Origin of the sequence: Paenibacillus sp. JGP012 (genome assembly GCF_014203995.1) — a bacterium.
Taxonomy (GTDB): domain Bacteria; phylum Bacillota; class Bacilli; order Paenibacillales; family Paenibacillaceae; genus Paenibacillus; species Paenibacillus silvae.
In genome coordinates this window covers 13,101-32,325 of the sequence record NZ_JACHKG010000040.1, presented here as the reverse complement: position 1 = coordinate 32,325, position 19,225 = coordinate 13,101, and the positions used below count along the sequence as shown (strand labels likewise).

14 protein-coding genes are annotated in these 19,225 nt (G+C 50.2%); 3 read left to right on the top strand and 11 right to left on the bottom strand.

What is annotated here, in order from left to right:
* Positions 1-113: 113 nt before the first annotated feature.
* Positions 114-1,370, bottom strand: a complete 1,257-nt coding sequence (locus tag HNR77_RS27240) for a DUF2087 domain-containing protein (protein WP_184190881.1) — start codon at positions 1,368-1,370, stop codon at positions 114-116.
* Positions 1,371-1,622: 252 nt separating this feature from the next.
* Entirely contained in the window at positions 1,623-3,626 is a 2,004-nt protein-coding gene (locus HNR77_RS27235; RefSeq protein ID WP_184190879.1) for a methyl-accepting chemotaxis protein, read from the bottom strand.
* Positions 3,627-3,878: 252 nt separating this feature from the next.
* On the opposite strand from HNR77_RS27235, the gene HNR77_RS27230 reads away from it, so the two are divergent.
* Positions 3,879-5,276: a serine hydrolase domain-containing protein gene (locus HNR77_RS27230; protein ID WP_184190877.1), complete on the top strand. Its 1,398-nt coding sequence runs from the start codon at positions 3,879-3,881 to the stop codon at positions 5,274-5,276.
* 690 nt (positions 5,277-5,966) lie between these two features.
* Here the strand turns inward: HNR77_RS27230 and nagZ are convergent.
* The 7 genes from nagZ to HNR77_RS27195 all read right to left on the bottom strand — a co-directional run bounded on the left by nagZ (position 5,967) and on the right by HNR77_RS27195 (position 14,340).
* Positions 5,967-7,826: a beta-N-acetylhexosaminidase gene (nagZ, locus tag HNR77_RS30470; protein WP_260410947.1), complete on the bottom strand. Its 1,860-nt coding sequence runs from the start codon at positions 7,824-7,826 to the stop codon at positions 5,967-5,969.
* A 189-nt stretch (positions 7,827-8,015) separates the two neighbouring features.
* Entirely contained in the window at positions 8,016-9,185 is a 1,170-nt protein-coding gene (locus HNR77_RS27220) for an exo-beta-N-acetylmuramidase NamZ family protein (protein WP_184190875.1), read from the bottom strand.
* Complete coding sequence (locus HNR77_RS27215) at positions 9,182-9,895, bottom strand: hypothetical protein (protein WP_184190909.1); 714 nt, start codon at positions 9,893-9,895, stop codon at positions 9,182-9,184. The genes HNR77_RS27220 and HNR77_RS27215 overlap by 4 nt, the downstream gene beginning before the upstream one ends.
* Entirely contained in the window at positions 9,879-11,012 is a 1,134-nt protein-coding gene (locus tag HNR77_RS27210) for an ABC transporter ATP-binding protein (RefSeq protein ID WP_145406372.1), read from the bottom strand. Before HNR77_RS27210 ends, HNR77_RS27215 begins: the two co-directional genes overlap by 17 nt.
* A 109-nt stretch (positions 11,013-11,121) precedes the next feature.
* The gene (locus HNR77_RS27205) at positions 11,122-11,955 is read right to left on the bottom strand and encodes a carbohydrate ABC transporter permease (protein ID WP_184190873.1); all 834 of its coding nucleotides are present in this window, start codon (positions 11,953-11,955) and stop codon (positions 11,122-11,124) included.
* 68 nt (positions 11,956-12,023) lie between these two features.
* Positions 12,024-12,944, bottom strand: a complete 921-nt coding sequence (locus HNR77_RS27200) for a carbohydrate ABC transporter permease (RefSeq protein WP_111271865.1) — start codon at positions 12,942-12,944, stop codon at positions 12,024-12,026.
* 43 nt (positions 12,945-12,987) lie between these two features.
* On the bottom strand, positions 12,988-14,340 hold the full coding sequence (locus HNR77_RS27195; RefSeq protein ID WP_184190871.1) for an ABC transporter substrate-binding protein: 1,353 nt from the start codon (positions 14,338-14,340) through the stop codon (positions 12,988-12,990).
* Positions 14,341-14,688: 348 nt separating this feature from the next.
* Here HNR77_RS27195 and HNR77_RS27190 point away from each other — a divergent pair, with 348 nt between their 5' ends.
* Positions 14,689-15,657: an N-acetylglucosamine kinase gene (locus HNR77_RS27190; protein WP_184190870.1), complete on the top strand. Its 969-nt coding sequence runs from the start codon at positions 14,689-14,691 to the stop codon at positions 15,655-15,657.
* Positions 15,658-15,679: 22 nt separating this feature from the next.
* Positions 15,680-16,585, top strand: coding sequence for an N-acetylmuramic acid 6-phosphate etherase (gene murQ / locus HNR77_RS27185; RefSeq protein ID WP_184190868.1), 906 nt, complete (start codon positions 15,680-15,682; stop codon positions 16,583-16,585).
* 193 nt (positions 16,586-16,778) lie between these two features.
* Here the strand turns inward: murQ and HNR77_RS27180 are convergent, their stop codons facing one another.
* Both HNR77_RS27180 and HNR77_RS27175 read right to left on the bottom strand, forming a co-directional pair.
* Entirely contained in the window at positions 16,779-17,618 is an 840-nt protein-coding gene (locus tag HNR77_RS27180; protein WP_184190903.1) for a MurR/RpiR family transcriptional regulator, read from the bottom strand.
* 111 nt (positions 17,619-17,729) lie between these two features.
* Positions 17,730-18,974 (bottom strand): anhydro-N-acetylmuramic acid kinase, encoded by a 1,245-nt coding sequence (locus HNR77_RS27175; RefSeq protein ID WP_260410946.1) that lies wholly within the window; start codon positions 18,972-18,974, stop codon positions 17,730-17,732.
* Between the last annotated feature and the right edge of the window lie 251 nt (positions 18,975-19,225).

Sequence of the window (19,225 nt, the reverse complement as noted above, 5' to 3'; positions counted from 1 at the left end):
GCTTTCTTGTTGAAGAAACTCGCCTGAGTAGGCTTCTTGTCTTCGTATGGTCCTTCAGGCAACATTCTTCATCAAACGGTCCTTCAGCCTGTATGCCAATTCTTCCTTAAGCTCTATTCAGCGGATGGTTTGGGATCACCATGATAGCCGCGTTCTCCATAGGGTTCGAGCTTCTCCAACCAGCTATTCAGACATTTAGCGAGTGCATCCTTCGGATCGGCGAAGGGGTTATCATCTTTTTTCAACACCTCCAGCACCTCAATAACGAAAGCACTCTCGCCATATTCATTCCATTCTGCCTGCAAACGGCGGTTCAGATGGCTTCCCATCTGAAGCATAAACCGCTGCCCATTCACCGTTTTCAGATTAAGGGTGCTGTCGATATACACCTTACCATTTCGTTCATTTCGGATCTGATACACTCCTGCTTCTGTTTTGACCTCTTTGGCCTGCTCCTGTAACTCCTTGCGCCGATTCATATGCTTCTCTCCTTTATGTGCTTTCATTTCCGAGTCATGCCGTTTCCCCTGCTGCTCTGTATTCCTGGTCTCTGCATCTTCCGCTCGTGTCGCTGGCCTTCGGCTATTGCCTTGCTGCTCCGCAGCACTGCCCAGCCAATACTGACTGCCATCCGGCTCCCGCTCAAGCAGTCCGTAATCCACCAGATACCTTCGAATCTCTACAACATCATCATAAGCTTGCTGCAAAAGTGCATTGACCTGCTTTTCTGTATAGGTGCGCTGTGGTTCGAATCGCTTGGCTATTTCCGTGAGCACGATATACTTATGCTTCTGCTTCATCTGAAACGTCGTTAAAGGACCGTTTGTGCCCTCCGGGAAATAACTCTGCAGCACCTCTTCCCGTTCTGCTTCTGATACATCGAATGACTGATGATCAATCATATGCCCTTGTTTCATGACAGGGGATACCCATGCTGCCGGTGCATGAAGATCCTTATTTTTGAGCAGCTCCATCAACGCCAGCAAAATCTTGGCCTGTCTCTCCTTCTCCTTCAAAACAAACCGATGATTCCGAATCGTAGATGCACTCCCGATGCCCAGTGCCTGCTGCACCTCTGCGTCTTTTTTCCCTTCATAGAACTGGGCCAGCAGGCCCCGCTGTACATCGGACAGTCCTGTTACGCTTTTATCCAGCGCCAGCAAATATTCGAATACCGACCCGTGAGCCTTTTCAATATGAACACGCATATACCGCTGTGCTTCATACAGCACACCCTCTTCGGGATAAATAATTCCAGCCTCCGTCTCGTACCCGCAGCAAACACATGTATAGACCTCAGCTTCCTCCACATATCCGCGTTTGATTTCTTCTAACGAAGCTGTCTGCAATCTGGAATCGGATGCTTTCATCATTCGCCCCTCATTCTCTAACCCATTTGTTTATTTATTTATAGATATATTATTATTTAGTTTGTTTATTGTCAAACTTAATTGACTTAGTGACTAGATACAAGCACGCATATCTCTCGGCAAAAGAAAAAGACTGCGGGTTCGAGGTACGAATCCCGGCAGTCTTTAGATGCATGGAAAGACAGATCGCTGTCTTTTTCCTTTTATTATTTTACATAATTACAATGCCATTCTGTCTCAAGGGAACAGCTGCTACAGCTTGAACCGATCGATTACGCTTTGCAGATCCTCTGCCATACGTGACAAAGCCGCTGACGATGCCGCAACCTCTTCCATCGTAGCAAGCTGCTCCTGAGCTGCCGCCGAGCCATCCTCGGTGCCCCCAGCGATTCGGTTCGACAGAACCATCGTATCGTGTACAGCTTTGTTCACATGCCCCATGCCTTGATCGATCTGACGAGAAGCTGCTGCCGCCTCTTCGGCCTGTGCCGCTACCATCTGTACCGCATCACGAATTGTTCGGAAAGCTTCTCCTGCATCCGCAATCATCTGCGAGCTCTTCACCATGCCTTCGCCTGTACGCTCAAAAGCAGCTTGAACGGCATTTGTTTTCTCGTACATCTCCCGCATAAGCTCATTAATCCGCTCTGCGGAAGCACCCGAACTGTTCGCCAGCAATTTCACCTCGTTTGCCACCACGGCGAAGCCGCGTCCATGCTCCCCGGCTCTCGAAGCTTCAATAGAGGCGTTCAGTGCCAGAATGTTTGTCTGCTTTGCGATTGCCGTAATTTCAGCCACAATCTCAAGAATTTCATCATTTTTTGCCCGCAGATCGTGGATGACAGCCTCCATCGCTTTGCTCTCATCGTTAACCTGCTCAATATGAGAGACAGCCTCCTGTACAGTTACCATGCCCGTTTCCGATTTAGTGGAGGTCTCTGCCGCTATGCGCTCGGTTTGTTCTGATTTTGCTGCGATCTCCTTAACCCCTAGGGACATCTCGCCAACCAGCTGCTCGGTGGCAGCGAGACTTTCATTCTGCATTGTCGTTCCTGCGGCTGCATCCTGCATCAACTCGGCTACCTGCTCGGTAGCTTTGGAGGTCTGCTCGGAGCTTGCCATCAACTCTTCCGAGGATGCCGCCAGCTGACTTGAGGTATCATGAACCTCGCCAAGCACATTGCGCAGGGAGGATGTCATTTTATCAAAACTCTCGCCAAGCTGCCCAAATTCATCCTTGCGCCGCAAACCTATCCGCACTGTCAAATCACCCGCACTTACCTGAGCTGCAGCTTGTGTTATCTGCTGTAACGGACGGTGAATGCTGCGGATAATGAAGATAAGCAGTATGAGGCCCACAATAACCGCCGATCCCACCAGGGTTATTGTACGGATCAAGATGGGTTGCACTGCCTCTGCTGCTTCAGAGGGAATCATCTCGCCAACAATTTTCCACCCCGTTGCCGGATTGGTGTAGAATACAGCTTCCATCGCTTGACCGTCATATGTATATTTCACGGTTCCCCGATCCTTGGTATACATCTCGTTAATGTAGCTTTGATCAGACTGCGTGCCGGATTCAAATTTGTAATGGAATAAGAACTTCCCTCCATTATCGAGCATGTACAGCTTGCCGGCTTTGCCGATATGAATCTGGTCAACCGTCTCCTTCAGATGATTCAGACTTACATTGGCGCCAAATACACCATTGCCATCTGCCAGTTTGGCTGCCGCCGTCACTACCCATTCCCCTGTAGTGACAGACTGGAAGGTATCAGAAATAACCGGTTCCGATTGTGACATCGCCATTTTGTACCATGTGCGTTCACGAGGATCATAAATTTGACTTCCGGGATCGGGTGATTTCATCCAGCTCCCATCCTCTGCTCCGGCTGTAAGCACACCGAGTTCTTTATGATTTTTCGACATTCGGTCCATCTGTGCTTGAAGTGCAGGTGATTTATTAATAACGTCCTCCGAAGTAATGCCTGATGCGATCTGCATCGCATTATCCTTCTGCATACTTAACATCTGATCGATTTGCAGACTCAGCATTTCTGTCTTGGCCTGTGCAGATCGAACAATCTCCATCTTGACCTGATCTGCAGCCTTCATATATGCCAGCCAGCCCACGCTTAGACTGGGCACAATCAGGAACAACAGCAATACGGCGATCAGTCGTTTCTTTACTGTTAATGTGAACCATGTTCGAAGCTTTTTCTTCTTCGCGAATTGTGTTTTAAACCTATTCTTCATTTCTACTAATCCTCCATGTTTATGTTCAACTCTCTTTATCGGAAAGTACATCTCGAAACATTATGTATCAAAAATAAATATTCACATTTTTAATCATTTGCTCTTCTTTAAGAAAACACCTCGTTTTGACCCCCTTGTAGAGATCGTTTACAATGCACATATGCTGGTTTTACATGAAACACTTGGAAGGGGAGGATTTACATTTTACGCAAGTTACACACACAGCAATCGGTATCCGGCATCTGTTCATCTATGATTCGTGTTTTGTTCGCACTTATTCTATGCGCTGCTCCGGTGCTCGGGCAGGCTGGAGGTACGGCATCCGCAGCACAGAGTACACAAGCCGTGCACATTGAAGTGAATGGCGAACAGCAATTCTGGAAAAATGCACCTCTTATCATTCAAGGTACAACGTTCGTTCCTTTACGGGATGTCGTTCAATCGGTCAATGGCACTCTGAAGTGGGATTCACATACTCAAACAGCGACAATAATGGTCGGAAGGGACAAGCTCGTACTCCAGACCGGCAGCACATCTATTCACGTAAATCAGGTTTCCCTGACGGCTCCAGTCCATTCGCGTAACGTTAACGGTACGTTGATGGTCCCGGTACGTGCTATGGCGAACGCGCTCAAGGCGGATATCAAGGTCCAGCGGACTGCAACCGGTCAGATGAGCGTTAATATCGTGACGGATCAAGTAAGCCAGCTCGAGCCAGACGTTGTCAGCGTGGACACGTATCTGCGCGAGATCAACTATCCAGGGATGGCTCTGATTGCACGAAACGGGGAAATACTGCTCAAACAGGGCTACGGGCTTGCTGACGCACAAACGCTGAATCGCCCGGATCAGAAAACCCGTATTGCCTCTTTGAGTAAATCATTCACTGCAGCTTCCATCCTGAGCTTGGCTGAAGCAGGAAAACTGGATGTACAGGATCCAATCTCCACCTATATTTCAGGCATTCCTAAGGGAGATCAGATCACATTGCATATGCTGCTATCGCAGACTTCAGGGCTGCCGTCTGCATTTGGCCGTGGTGAGGATGTTACGCTTGAGGAGACCGTGGAGGAAATTCGTCACAAAACGTTGAAGTTCGAACCTGGCAGCGCGTACTTATACAGCAACAGTGGATACGTTTTACTAGCGTACGTTGTGGAACAGGTATCTGGCATGAGCTATGCCGATTATGTGCAGCAGACTATTTTCAGCCCGCTTGGCATGAACAATTCGGGTGAAGCCTCCCGCACGGTGCATACGAACAGCGGTTTTGTTCAGCAGGATAATGCCTGGGTTACCGCGCCATATTATGTATCCCAGTCGGGATCGGGAACCATATATTCCACTGTAGATGATCTGCTCCAATGGGATCGCGCACTGTACACTAACGAGATTCTGAGTCAGGATACAATCGAAACGATGTACCAGCCCTACTCCGATAAAAATTACGGCTACGCCTGGATTCTCAAGGAAAATGGACCCAAACGCACCGTCTTCCACAATGGAAGCGGCGGCGGTTTCTCCACAGCATTTTCACGGAATCTGTCTGACGATATCACCATCATTCTGCTTGGCAATCATGCGGGCATGGATATGACCTCCCTTCTGGACGAAGTAGAGGTGCGTACCGCCAAGGCTTTGCAGCTGTAATGATCCATTCGTCTCATGCCCACATGAGGCTTTAAGTAAAGGGTTAACAAGTTGACGAATTGAGTTGGGAGAAGGTAGCTCTGACGCCTTCACTTTACACCTTTCTGGCTCTTAACTACGATGAACGTAAATTCAGGACGAGGATAGCCAACTCCCCCTTCCTCTCTAACGAATCCAGATGAGCTTATTGGAGCGATATTGGCCTTTCTGAAACTGTAACGATTCCCAGCAACCTTATTTAGCTAAAAATACAAGATTGACGCCTATTTTCACATCAACCACCCGAAATAAGGTTTCCTCGATTCGTTAGAAAATAAAACCGTCTGATATGGCCCAAATAACGTTTCTAGGATTCGTTAGAGTCGAAGATGACATGGTGAGCATCAAACAACGCAAAGGGACGAAGCATACTGCGCCTCGTCCCTTTGTGATTCTTATTCCAGATGTGCATGGACACAATCGAGATCATGGAGGGTATACATAACCCGACTATATGCTCCTGCGCTCCCTGCCATATACTCCTCCACTGCCTACTATATGCTCCCACGCCCTACTATATGGTTTTTCCACACCCTACTCTGTGCTCTTCACGCCCTACTCTACTCTTATGCCCTACTGTACAGTCTGCATTCTTCGATGCCGCTTGTTCGCTCACTTGTCAGCTGCCAGCATCGAACGAGCAGGGCTTGGTTAATCTAGCGACACGGGAAGTATCCCCTCAAATGGAATCTGCCCCATCATCGCTTTGGCTGCACTGCTCATGGCAAGCGGGCGGCTCTCGTACGCCGCGATATACGTCTGCACATCAGGAAGCTTCTGCAGATCGTACGGACTGCGGAGCGCTACCACAGCCAGTGGTTTGCCAAGCTGGCCAATCCAACCGATCAGTCGACATTGCGGGTCCCCGGAAGGACTGCCTGCATTATATGTGCCAACCACAATCTGCTTGATCTCCTCCGCTTCTGCGGCCTGAAGCAGCCGAGCTGAGGAGATCGCAATTTCATCCGCTGCCACTATCAGGTCCACCACATCCAGACCTTGAGCAGACAGCGCCGCTCCAAGGGTTGCCGCCCCATCCAGCTGTTCATCGGCAATACTTGTCACCTCTGCCGCTACAGTGATCACCAGTGTGCGCTCTTTTTTCAGCGGCAGCATATGCTGTGTGTCCCTCACACGTGTGATACTCTTTTCACTAATTCGCCGGGCAACTTCATGATGCAGTGGGTCATTACGCCGAAACGAGGCAAGATATGATGCTAAAGCACTCTGAGGCTTCATAACAGGTATTGGCTCCATATCGGTTACTTGCTCCATATCAGATAATGGCTCGTCATCGATCTTTGCGTCCATTGCATTCATCGACTGAATAAAAGGCTTTTCGCCCGGAGCAGTCGTTGACGTCATATTGTTCTCCTCATCCATCCGATGCTGCTCTTCTGGTTCCTGCTTCCCGCTCACATTGCTAGTCTTAGCAATGGATGCCTCTATCGCTGTGCTACTTTCCATCTCCAGAAGCCCGCGCTTCGCTTTATATGTCAGCAGTCGTTTCACCGACTCATTGATTCTGCGCTCACTGATCCGCCCGCTGCTCACTGCATTCTCCAAAGCGGCAAAGGCCTCCATCTGCAGCTGCGCCGTATGACTGATCAGCACCATATCTGCGCCCGCTTCAACCGCCAGCACCGCTGCATCGACTGTGCCATAGTGAACCGCAATCGCATTCATCTCCATACAATCGGTCACAATGATGCCTTCATATCCAAGCTCCTTCCGCAGCAGCCCGGTTAGTACCGAATGGGACAACGTTACGGGCAGACGATCCGGCTCCAGTGCCGGAAAATAAATATGAGCAGACATCATTGCATCTACGCCTTCCACGATTGCTGCACGAAACGGTGCAAGCTCCACCTGATTAACCCGCGCCCTGTCATGAGTGATAACGGGAAGATCGAGATGGGAGTCTGTATCCGTATCACCGTGGCCCGGAAAATGCTTCGCAGTAGCGGCTATGCCCGCATTCTGAAATCCTCCGATTGTCGCTGCACCGAATTCCGCAACAGCTTCCGGCGACTCTCCGAAGGAACGCACACCGATGACCGGGTTGTTCGCATTATTGTTCACATCAAGCACAGGTGCAAAATTCATGTTGATGCCCATGGATTTCAGTTCCATTCCACTGATACGCGCCGCCTCATAGGCATCCTGCGTTGATCCGGCAGCAGCAATTGCCATTTGTCCCGGCATCAGAGCGATGCCCTGTGTAATTCGGGCCACCATGCCGCCCTCCTGATCAATGGCTATCCATAGCGGCACAGTGCCACTGGCCTGTGCAATATCTTGGAGCCCGCTTGATAGCCGCTCGACCTGCTCAGGTGAAACAACATTCCTTGCAAAATAAACGACGCCTCCAATCGGATAACCCCGAAGCAGCTTTTCTACCTCGCCCTCCGGCTCTGTTCCGTGAAACCCGCATAACAGCATCTGTCCAATCTTGTCACGCAGGCTCATCTGCCCAAGTCTCTGCTTCACCGTATCTTTCAAGCTGCGCATACATGCCCTCCTCCCATGAACATCAACATCAATCCTTCACCCCAAGCGGGTTATACCTATGCTACCTATCTATCTGTCCTATCTCTCCTACCTATCTTTACTCTCCTGCACTTCCCTGTACTTCCCTGCACTTCCCTGTACTTCCCTGTACTTCCCTGTACTCGTCTTTACTGATTCACACCTGCATCTCTAATCGTAGATCAAAAATGGTCTGCGGCGTTCCCGCCATACCTGCTCTTGCTCACGCCACTCTGCCATCAAACGGGATAAGCGGTCAGGGTCACCAATGACCTCCCGAACCTCTGCACTCCCGGTAAGCAAATCAATAAAATATCTGGAGCCCTTACGCGGGGGTTCAAGCCATTCAAATTGCTCAGCATAACCCGATGCTATCTCGTGTAAAAGCAGCAGACCCGTCTCGACTGAACGGAATTGCTTCTCATCCGTAACAAATATTCGCACACCCCCGCACAGCTCTCCTGCATGCTTGGAGAAAGCCGGAGTCATATACATCGGGTGAAAATGAACGCCCGGCAATCCATGTGCTTGCATCGCTTCTGCCAGCTGCTCACCGTTGATCCAAGGAGCACCAATCCATTCAAAGGGCCTTGTCGTCCCCCGGCCTTCCGATACGTTGGTGCCTTCGAACAGACATGTTCCGGCATACGCACGCACAGTATCTACCGTGGGCATATTTGGCGAAGGCATCATCCAGGGCAGACCCGTTTCGGCAAAAGTCATCCTGCGCCGCCACCCCTCCATAGCCAGAACCTGTAACGAGCATGGCTCAGAATGCTCGGCATTGACAAGCAGAGCCAGCTCACCAATCGTCATGCCGGTACGGATTGAAGTTGTCCATGCACCTACGAAGGATTCGTATCCCGGCTTCAGTATACCGCCTTCCACTTCTACTCCACCGAGCGGATTGGGGCGATCCAGCACCAGCAACCGTTTCCCCGCCTCGCCGCATGCTTCCATCATCTGAAATAACGTTGAGGCATACGTATAATACCGCACACCCACATCCTGGATATCAAATAAAACCGTATCTACATCTGCGAGCATGAAGGGCAGCGGCTTTTTGTGTGTACCGTACAGGCTGTAGACCGGAATACCATAACGCGGGTGCTCTGAATCTGCAAAAGGTACACCTGCCTGCAGCTCTCCGGTCAGCCCATGCTCACATGCATACAAGGCTGTCAGTCTGGCATCCGCAAGTCCTGCACATACATCCACCGTAGAGATAAAATCTGCCGTGATGCCTGTCGGATTGGTCACCAGGCCGATTCGGGCACCACCGGATAACCAGGGATGCGCGCCTCCCCCAGCCAGCACATCTACGCCTGTTTTCACCCTCATGATACATGACCTTCACTTAACCAGCCTGCTTGCTGATGATCGTTACCTCTGGAGGAAACGGGCTCCTCTTCCGGCTCAATCAGATTGAGGGTGACCTTATGCTGATAGATGGCAAACATGCCAGCGAATAAAGCTCCGAACCCCACAACCGTCAGCATAAGCAGTGCCGTAAGGCATGCTGCCTGGAAACAGGCTGCAATTGTATACCCCGGATACCGAAAGAACAGCTTCACACTTTCTCCCATAGCCTGAAGAGTGCCCATCCCTTTTTGCAGAACAAGCTGCCAGGTATAGAACTGTGAGATCAACGCCAGAATGACAAAGAACGTCTGGAACATGCCTACGGCTATGCCCGCCATGCTGCCTTGCCCGCCATAATACCACCAGGTTGACCAGAGGATGAAACCAAGCAGTGCAAACAAAAGACCCGTCACACCACCAGGCAGCAGCCCCTTGAGCGTGCCTTCCCACATATCGCGCATTCCGTTCCGGCGCTCTTTCCGCTCCAGCCGATGATATACCGCATAACAGACACCAAACAGGAGCGGCATGTAGATGACAACCAGCAGCAGCACAGCCACCGGAATCGGAGCAAACATAAGAATGGGAACAAGCAGCACGGAGCTGCCCACGCTGTACAATGCCACCGGAATAATATCGCGATAGATCTCCACCCCTGATTTGACCAGCACTTCACTCAGTTTGCGCATGGGTATTCTCCTCTCGTCCAATCGCCATCTCGGTCTCCGGGTCAAAAAAGTGGGCTTTACGCATATCCAGCACAAACGTTTTGTCCATGCCCACGTAAGCATGGGTCTCCGGATGAACCTTCGCTGTTACCGTCCGGCTTCCCAGATGGAAGTAAATCAGATTCTCTGACCCAAGATGCTCCACGACCTGCACTCGTGCCTGAAGCATATGGTCCTGCGGAATATTGGGTGCTACATCATCGCCAAAAATATGTTCAGGACGCAGTCCGAGAATAACCCTTTTGCCCTGATATGCGCTTAACCGCTGCAAGACATTCTCTGACAGCGTGAAGGATGCACCCTCCACCTTGACTTGTGTGCCTTCAATATGTGCATCAATAAAGTTCATGGCGGGCGAGCCGATGAATCCGGCTACAAACATATTGCGCGGACTGGCATACAGTTCCTTCGGTGATGCAACCTGCTGGATGTCTCCATGATTCATCACCACAATCCGCTCCCCGAGCGTCATCGCCTCGACCTGGTCATGTGTAACATACACAATCGTTGCGCCCAGCCTTTTATGCAGTTCGCCCAGCTCTACCCGCATCTGTACACGCAGCTTGGCATCGAGGTTCGAGAGCGGCTCGTCGAACAGGAATACCTGCGGATCACGAACAATGGCCCGACCTACAGCGACACGCTGGCGCTGCCCCCCGGATAATTCACGCGGCTTGCGTTCCAGCATGGCCTCCAGACCCAGAATCGATGCCGCATTTCTCACCTGCTCATCAATATACGACTTCGGTTTCTTCAGATTTTTCAGACCAAAGGACAGATTTTCCCGAATGGTCATATGCGGATACAACGCATAATCCTGGAATACCATGGCGATATCCCGATCCTTGGGATGCAGATCATTCACAATGCGATCCCCGATGACGATATCTCCACTGGTTTGCTTTTCAAGCCCTGCGATCATCCGCAGTGAGGTCGTTTTACCGCAGCCCGAAGGGCCGACAAACACAACAAATTCCTTGTCCTCTATAACGAAGTCCGAACCGGCGACTGCCGTGAACGTTCCTTTATGGTCGTCTTTGAACTCTTTGCGCACTTGGCGAAACTCCACGCGTGCCATAGGTTGATCCCCCTTTTACATTGTCACTGTCCCTGAACGGCCTGCACTCAGATGTACGTCTAATGTACGATCAGCAAGCATATTTCCACAGTCAACATTCACTTATCGGTTACCCCTTTACCGCACCAATCGTAATTCCTTGCAGGAAGTAACGCTGAAGTGAGAAAAACAGAATAATCATCGGCAGGGCGCCGATCGTTGCTCCTGCCATCATCGCACCGAAGTCAGTGGATTCGGCAAAGACAAACGAGGCCAGACCAACCTGCACCGTGCGCATCTCATTTGAATTGGTAATCAGGAAAGGCCAGAAAAATTCGTTCCACGAGGCGACAAAAGTGAAAATCGCCAGCACCGCAATGCCTGGCTTTGCCATCGGCAGAATCACTTTCCAGAAGATGCCGAACTCACTGCACGCATCGATTCGGGCCGCGTGAATGAGCGAAGTCGGCAAGGTGGACATGAACTGCTTCATCAGAAAGATATTGCCTACACTGACCGCTGCCGGCAAAATAATCGCAATATACGTGTCGCCAAGGTCAAATACGTTGACCATCAGAATGTATAGCGGAATCAGCGTGACCTGTGCAGGAATCATCATCGTACCCAGCAGCACCCAGAATACGGCCTGACTTCCCGGAAATTTCAATTTGGCGAATGCATAGCCTGCCAGCGAAGCAAAGAACACATTGGTCACTGTCAAAATAACCGAGATCAGCAGCGAGTTATAGAGCCAGCGCCATGCATCTGTTTTGGCAAAAAAACGTTCATATGGCGACAGGGATAGCTGCTCAGGAATCATCTGTGGTTTAAACGAAGCCGACATCGTTGTATCCTGAACGGACCCGACCAGCATCCAGTACATCGGAATAATGGTGATCAGTGCCCAAATGGCCAGCAGAACGGATGCGATGACAAGCAGCATCGTTTTTCGTGTTGATTTCATACGTTGAATTCACCCCCGGATGCCTAATGAAATCCATATTTAACAGGTAAATACTTTTCACTTCATCTTTAATATTCGATATCACTGGAGAAATACTTGAATTGAATAACGGAGATGACAATAATAATGACCGCCAGCACAAAGGATTGTGCCGAAGCCAGTCCGAATTCATAGAACTTGAAGGCTGTCTCATAGATCAGATACGCAATGGTTGTCGTTGCAAAGTTCGGCCCGCCCTGGGTCATCAGATATACGGAGATAAACACCTGAAAGGACGTAATCACTCCGGTTACGAGCAAATAGAGTGTAGTTGGCTTCAGAAGAGGCCACGTAATTTTACTGAACTGTGTCCATCCGCTTGCATGGTCGATATCCGCGGCCTCATACAGCGACTTCGGTATGCCTCCCATCGCAGCCAGATACAGAATAATGCCCGCACCGTGCGATCCAAGCCAGTTCATCAGAATGAGTGAAAAGAGGGCCGTACCCGACTGACCAAGCCAGATCACCGGATCAAGACCGAAAAAACCGAGGAAACGGTTGAGCAGACCGGAATCCGTAGGATCAAAGATCGCAAGCCATACGATCGAGATGGTTACACCCGATGCTACCGCGGGCAGATACAGGGTGGCTTTGAAGAACGTTTGCCATTTGCTTTTCATCTGGAAGATGAAATACGAGAGCACAAATGTAATCAGGATGTTGACAGGTACCGTTCCAACCGTGAAAATGACTGTATTTTTGATCGACTTCCAGAAGGTTTCGTCCTTCACCAGACGTTGGTAATTATCGAGTCCCACCCAGGTGGAATTCATAATGTTGTATTTCTGAAAGCTCATAACCAGAGCCGTTAATACGGGATACAGTGTAAAAATGAGAAACAGCAGGACAGGCGCCAAAATAAACAAATACGCCCACCCGTAATCTCGCCAGAACCGGACAACCCGGGAATGCCGGGGTGCAGGCTCCGGCGCAAGGGCGGTCTGCATGGCGAATCCTCCTCTCCGAATCAATGTGTCACTGCGAAGTTATTTATTGCCCAAACATTTGCTGACCTTTGCTTTTGAAGTCTTCCGCAATCTGCTCTGGTGTCTTCTCACCCGAGAACAGTGCCTGAATGTTAGGTTTCACCACTTGCTCCTTGAACTGCTTTTGCTGTGAAGCCTTGTCGATGTCCAGCTTGAGCACTACCGGCATGGCAATGTGCTTCGCCATCTCTTTGGCTGCATCCAGATTGAACTGCTGCCCCAGCTCCTTGCCTTTGAACAGATCGGCTTGAGATTGTCTTACAAAAGGAAGTGCCAACTCGTTAGCCGAATTACCCGCTTTGGCTCCGCTCAGCGCCTCCATGACGAGAAACGTATTTTTGGCATGCTGCTCGCCCTTGTCCTTCTTCTGCTTGAAGGCTACATAACCTTCGCCGCCCATCGTGGTTGCCGCAGGCTGATTGTCATTGTGCGGCACAGGCAGCAGTACAAAATCAATCTTCTCTCCCTGCACCTTGCCTGCATCAATATCTTTGTTGCGGTTCTGAATCATGACATCGTAATAAGGAATGGCCTTCGAAATGATTGCCGTTTCACCTGCGTAGAACATGTCTGTACGTTTGGCTGGTGCAAGTGCCGCCGTTTCCTTCGGCATGTAACCCTGATCCATCAGGTTTTTGATAAAAGAGAGCGTGTCCAGGATACGTCCATCATTCCACTGAAACTTTCCACTATCATCCAGAACATCAATCATGCCATTGTTACGGGATAACATTTCGATAAAATCCAGGGAAGTACCGTCTGTCACCAGCGCATACTGTTTACTTCCGTTATCCAGCGTTTTGGTCAGCTTGGCAGCCGCTTCGTTAAACTCTGACCAGCTCCAGCCATTTTTCTGAATCGCCTGCCAGTCGATGCCCGCTTCCTCAAGAATACGTTTGTTACCGCCCCAGGCCCATTGGAACTGATAGAGAGGCAGACCGTACTGTTTGCCTTGAATCTGTCCAAGCTCCAGCGTGCCAGGCATGTAGTCATCCTTGATCTCAGGGGTCAGATAACTGTCCAGCTCCAGTGCCAGCCCGGTATTCACATACGTACCGTCCACACTATGGAAGTAGAGATCGGGTGGATTACCCGCGTTCAAAGCGACATCGAATTTTTTGGGGCCTTCAGCCCAGGAGAGCATTTCCGTTTTCACAGTAATATTGGGGTGTTCCTTGTTGAAGTCGGCGATCAAGTCCTTCAGATCATCCTCATATGTTCCATGAACCGGGTATGTCCACACCGTTACTGTGTCATTGGCATCAGGATCATTCGTTGCCGCCCCGCCTTTGTTACCGCAAGCTGTGATCCATACCATCATTAACACCATTGCCAAAACAAGACCCTTCCTCTTCATACCCTTCATCTCCTTTGCGTGTCGTCTTCTTTCCATGTCTCTCATAGTGATTCCTCAAAAATAACTCTCTCTGATGATTCAGTTAAGCACGAAACCCGGAACCTGCACCCCCTCGAAGATCGACCTGTTCGCTCGTCAAAGTCTAATCTTGTTAAATGCAACGTTGACGTCAATTTAAATAACATCAATCGTATTGAATCCTTCCAAATTTGTTGATTGAATTCATTATATGAGCTGTAAAATAAAAATTCAATAATAATTTTTATTATAAAATTTAATTTTACTTTTTCACATTCAACCTCTATACTATGAAAAAAAAACAAAAAAAGTCCTAACGAGGTGAGCACGTTGCGAGTATACGCAGGAATTGATGGAGGCGGTACCAAAACTGATGCAGCAATCATTTCTGAACATGGGGACCTTCTGGCATCGGCCAGCGGCAGGGCAACGAACCCGCACAGTGTGCCGCCCCAGGAAGCCATGGCCGAGCTGCTTCGTATCCTGGATCTTCTATTTTCATCCCGTATGGAACTTTTGTCGCGTTGTGAATCTATATGTCTTGGAATGTCAGGTATTGCCGAGGATCAGGAGCGACAATGGATCACTGCTCACGTTCATGACTATATGATGAAGAAGAAAAAAGCGGCTGGCAGCAATACTGCTTGTGTAATCCGGGTGGTTACAGAGGGAGAGATTGCACTGATGGCTGCTCTTGGTCAACCGCATGGTCTACTCGCCATATCTGGCACGGGCTCCATCGTATACGGCATTACGCCGGAAGGTATGGTGCACAGGGCAGGCGGGTGGGGACATCTGCTCGGAGACGAAGGAAGCGGCTATCGAATCGGGCAGCGGACACTGCAAGCTGTCATGCAGAGCCATGATGGGATTCTTCCTCCAACGGCGCTGACCTCGCTGGTACAGCAGGAACTGCAGGTGAAGCATGTGACCGACCTGAAACAGCTCGTCTATCAACCTGGATGGACCAAATCCAGCACAGCATCTATGGCTCGTCTAGCAATAGAAGCCGCTTCTGCGGGGGACGAGGCTGCTCGTACTCTTCTTATGGATGAGGCTCGTCAGCTTGCCAATACAGCCCTGGCGCTCATCCGGCAAAGCGTTTCTTTCTATACTGCTCCTATGGCACTCTCCGGGTCCATATTCCGCTATTCATCCCTGTTTCGAGATACGTTTGTACAACAGCTTAATGACATATACGATTCACAGCAGGTGGTCTGCCTGGAAGATGCTCCTGCTCCGGCAGTAGGGGCAGCACAGCTGGCAAGACAGAAATTTCGTCTGGCTGAATCAGGCTAAACAAGATAAGGAGGGCTTACGGATGAATCATACGCTTAACTCATTAGTGACAGAACAGCCTAACCCGCAGACAGATCATATTGATCAACTGCCTTCAGTAGAGATTATGGAATTGATCAATCGGGAGGATCGCCAGATTGGCGAGCTGATTCAGCCGCTGATTCCAGTCATTGCTCAAGCAGCCGATCAGATTGTAGCCCGTTTTCAGAACGGGGGAAGATTGTTCTATGTAGGTGCAGGCACAAGCGGCAGACTGGGTATACTGGATGCCTCGGAATGCCCGCCTACCTATGGCACTCCGCCTTCCATGGTGCAGGGTATTATTGCCGGTGGATTTCGGGCGGTCAAAGATCCGGTCGAAGGTGCGGAAGACAGTGAGGAAGCCGGGGAAACCGATCTGGCGGAACACGGACTGAGCGCAAATGATATTGTTGTCGGCATTGCTGCGAGCGGGCGCACTCCCTATGTACTCGGAGCCATGAAATACGCCCGTCAGATCGGTGCCGGGGTAATTGGAATAAGCAACAATACAGATACTCCCATGAGCACACTGGCAGATGTAAGCATTGAAGCCGTCATGGGGCCGGAAGTGGTAATGGGTTCTACCCGTATGAAAGCCGGGACCGCGCAGAAAATGATTCTGAACATGCTGACAACAACAGCGATGATCCGTCTGGGCAAAGTATATCGCAATTTCATGGTTGATCTGAATCCGTCCAATGAAAAGCTGGTACACCGCGCAAAACGCATGATTCAGCTCGCAACTGGCGCGAAGGAAAATGACATTGAACAGGCCTTCGCTGCCGCAAACGGGCATGTCAAAACGGCCATCGTGATGCTGATGGCTGATGTCGATGCAGCTGAGGCCGCACGTCGGCTGGAGCATGCAGATGGGTTTGTACGCCATGCCATTACCGGCTCAGGCTGATCGTTTAGTGCATACAGGCGTGCTTTCCTTACGCCGACAAGCTGTTACAGGATGAGAGAAGTCATGCCAACAGGCAAGGCTTCTCTTATTTTATTTTTCACCGTAACCCTGCGCTCCCCATCAAAAAAATCCCTGATGCATATCTCTGCAAGGGATTCTCATGTTTACTATTTTCATATGACGAGCTTATTGTTCATTTGTGCTCAAGAATAGCCTGTCTGCTCTTCTCCAAATACTGCACCGACTGATTATAATCCCGGCTAGCAATAGCCAGGTACAGAATGTCGATGACGTTCAGCTGGGCAATCCGTGAAGAGGTAGCTCCGCTGCGAATATCACTTTCTGTAGACGTAATCATCAGAGGAACATCGGCAAAACTGCTAAGCGTGTTATTGCCCCATTTGGTAATGCTGATTGTTGCTGCGCCGCCTTCACGAGCATGCTTCAGGCAGGAGATTACATTGGAGGTCTCACCTGAATACGAAATGCATACCACTGCATCGTCCTCCCGCAGCGTCGTTGCGGATGAGATCTGCATATGTGGATCGGCGAACGAAAAGCTCGTACGATTAATTCGCATGAACTTGTAATGTGCATCCAGCGCAATCAGATTGGACGCCCCCACGCCATAGAAAAAAATTCTTTTGGCCTCATGCAGAAGATTTACTGCCTGCTCCACAAGCCTTGGGTCCAGAATATGAACCGTGTCCTTGACCGACTGAATATTGTTCGAGGACACATGCTGGATAATACTCTCCATGGAGTCCTGAGGGCGAATCTCCGTATATTGATATTGCTCGGTTGTCTGTAAATCCCCCGCGATCTTGAGCTTCAGCTCCTGAAAACCCGCTACACCGAGTGATTTGCATAGACGGATGATAGCTGCCGGACTGCCCCCGCTTCGTTCAGACAGCTGTGCAACAGAAGACTGCACCGTCTCTTGGGGGTGTTCAAGGATGTAAGCCCCAATCTTTCGTTCCGACGGAGTCAGATCATCCAGTAATGCGCGTAAACGTACAAGTCCACCTTTCATGCCTTCCATCCGCTCCTCCTTTCCGTACTGTATCTTTGTACATGCATTTTATCCTATATTAATGGCCGCGTCTAACCTGAAATCAAGTGCACATCGGCAATGCAGTGGTCACTAAAGAGTCAGATGTCCCGATATGACCCCATGTGCTGCCCCTGTCACACCTGGAAGTGTATTCACTCTGCCCATCAGGGCCTCATGCCCCAGCAGCGCAAACCCCATTGCTTCTCTGGCTTCATCGGGAACACCATGATCCGCTGTTCGCTCCAGACGTATCGCTTCAGGCAGCCTTTGCCGGAGCATATTCATTAACGTGTCATTGGATGTACCGCCACCGCAGGTGAGCATTGCCGAGATGCGTGTCTTGGGCAGTACAAAATCCTCCACGGCACGCACAATGGTCTCTGCTGTGAGCCAGGTCGCAGTAGCCAGCATATCCTCCAGCGATATCGAGTGTGTCACTGCAAATGCCATGAGCTTCTTGGCGTACTCCACACCATAGACTTCACGACCGGTACTCTTGGGAGGCTGCCGCCGAAAGTATTCATCATTCAGACAGTATTCGGCCAGCTCGGAGTTCACGTTTCCCTTGGCAGCCATACTTCCATTCGGATCATAATGCTGTCTTCCCCCCGTAGCATGCCGAACCAGCGCATCCATCAACATGTTCCCCGGTCCCGTGTCAAAAGCCGATACTTCCGCCTCCGATGACCCTGCCGGGAGCACAGTCACATTGCCGATACCACCGATATTTTGCACCAGGCGTCCCTCGGCAGCACTGCGGAACATCAACGCATCCGCATAAGGTGTAAGTGGTGCTCCTTCCCCGCCTGCCGCCATATCTCTGGCACGCAGGTTGCCAATGACAGGCAGACCGGTGCGCTCTCTCACGACAGCACATTCCCCAATCTGCAATGTAGAGCTTACATTCAGATTTCCTATACCGGGCGGGCTTGGAAAAGCAACAGGCACAGGCGCATGCCAGATTGTCTGTCCATGCATGCTGATCATATCGACCTGACGGCTTGAGATTCCAGCTGATTGCAGCAGCTGCTGCACACTATGTGCATACCATTCCGATACACCGAAATGAGCTGTCGTCAGTTCATCCACACGTGCTGTATCAGGGGAACAGAGACGAATCAGAACCTCTCTAAGCTCATTCGTATACGGCGTACAGATAAAATCAACGAGTTCCAGTCGCTGCATCGCTCCGTGCTCATCTGTCTGTATATGTACCAGTGCTGCATCCGTTCCGTCCAGCGATGTGCCCGACATCAGCCCAACCACCAGATGCTCCCGTTTAGAACGATACGTTTCCCACATCGGATAACTGCCAATCTCCCTGCGTACAGCCATATTGTTTTCCAGCCTCCCCTGGACCGGATGCTTTTCCTGCCCCGTCCTGCTCATATTTCACTCAGTATATGACATAAAATTTCACGAGTCAATTATATAATGAAACTTAATTACAAACCCATGTACATCATTCTAGCTCAAAATGCGTCACATTTAATCCACTACATCCCGAAGCCTTACAAGTATTACAGCCCCTTATACGCATACACGTTATTATCCATGACAGACGCTTGGGGCCCATAGTTCCAACC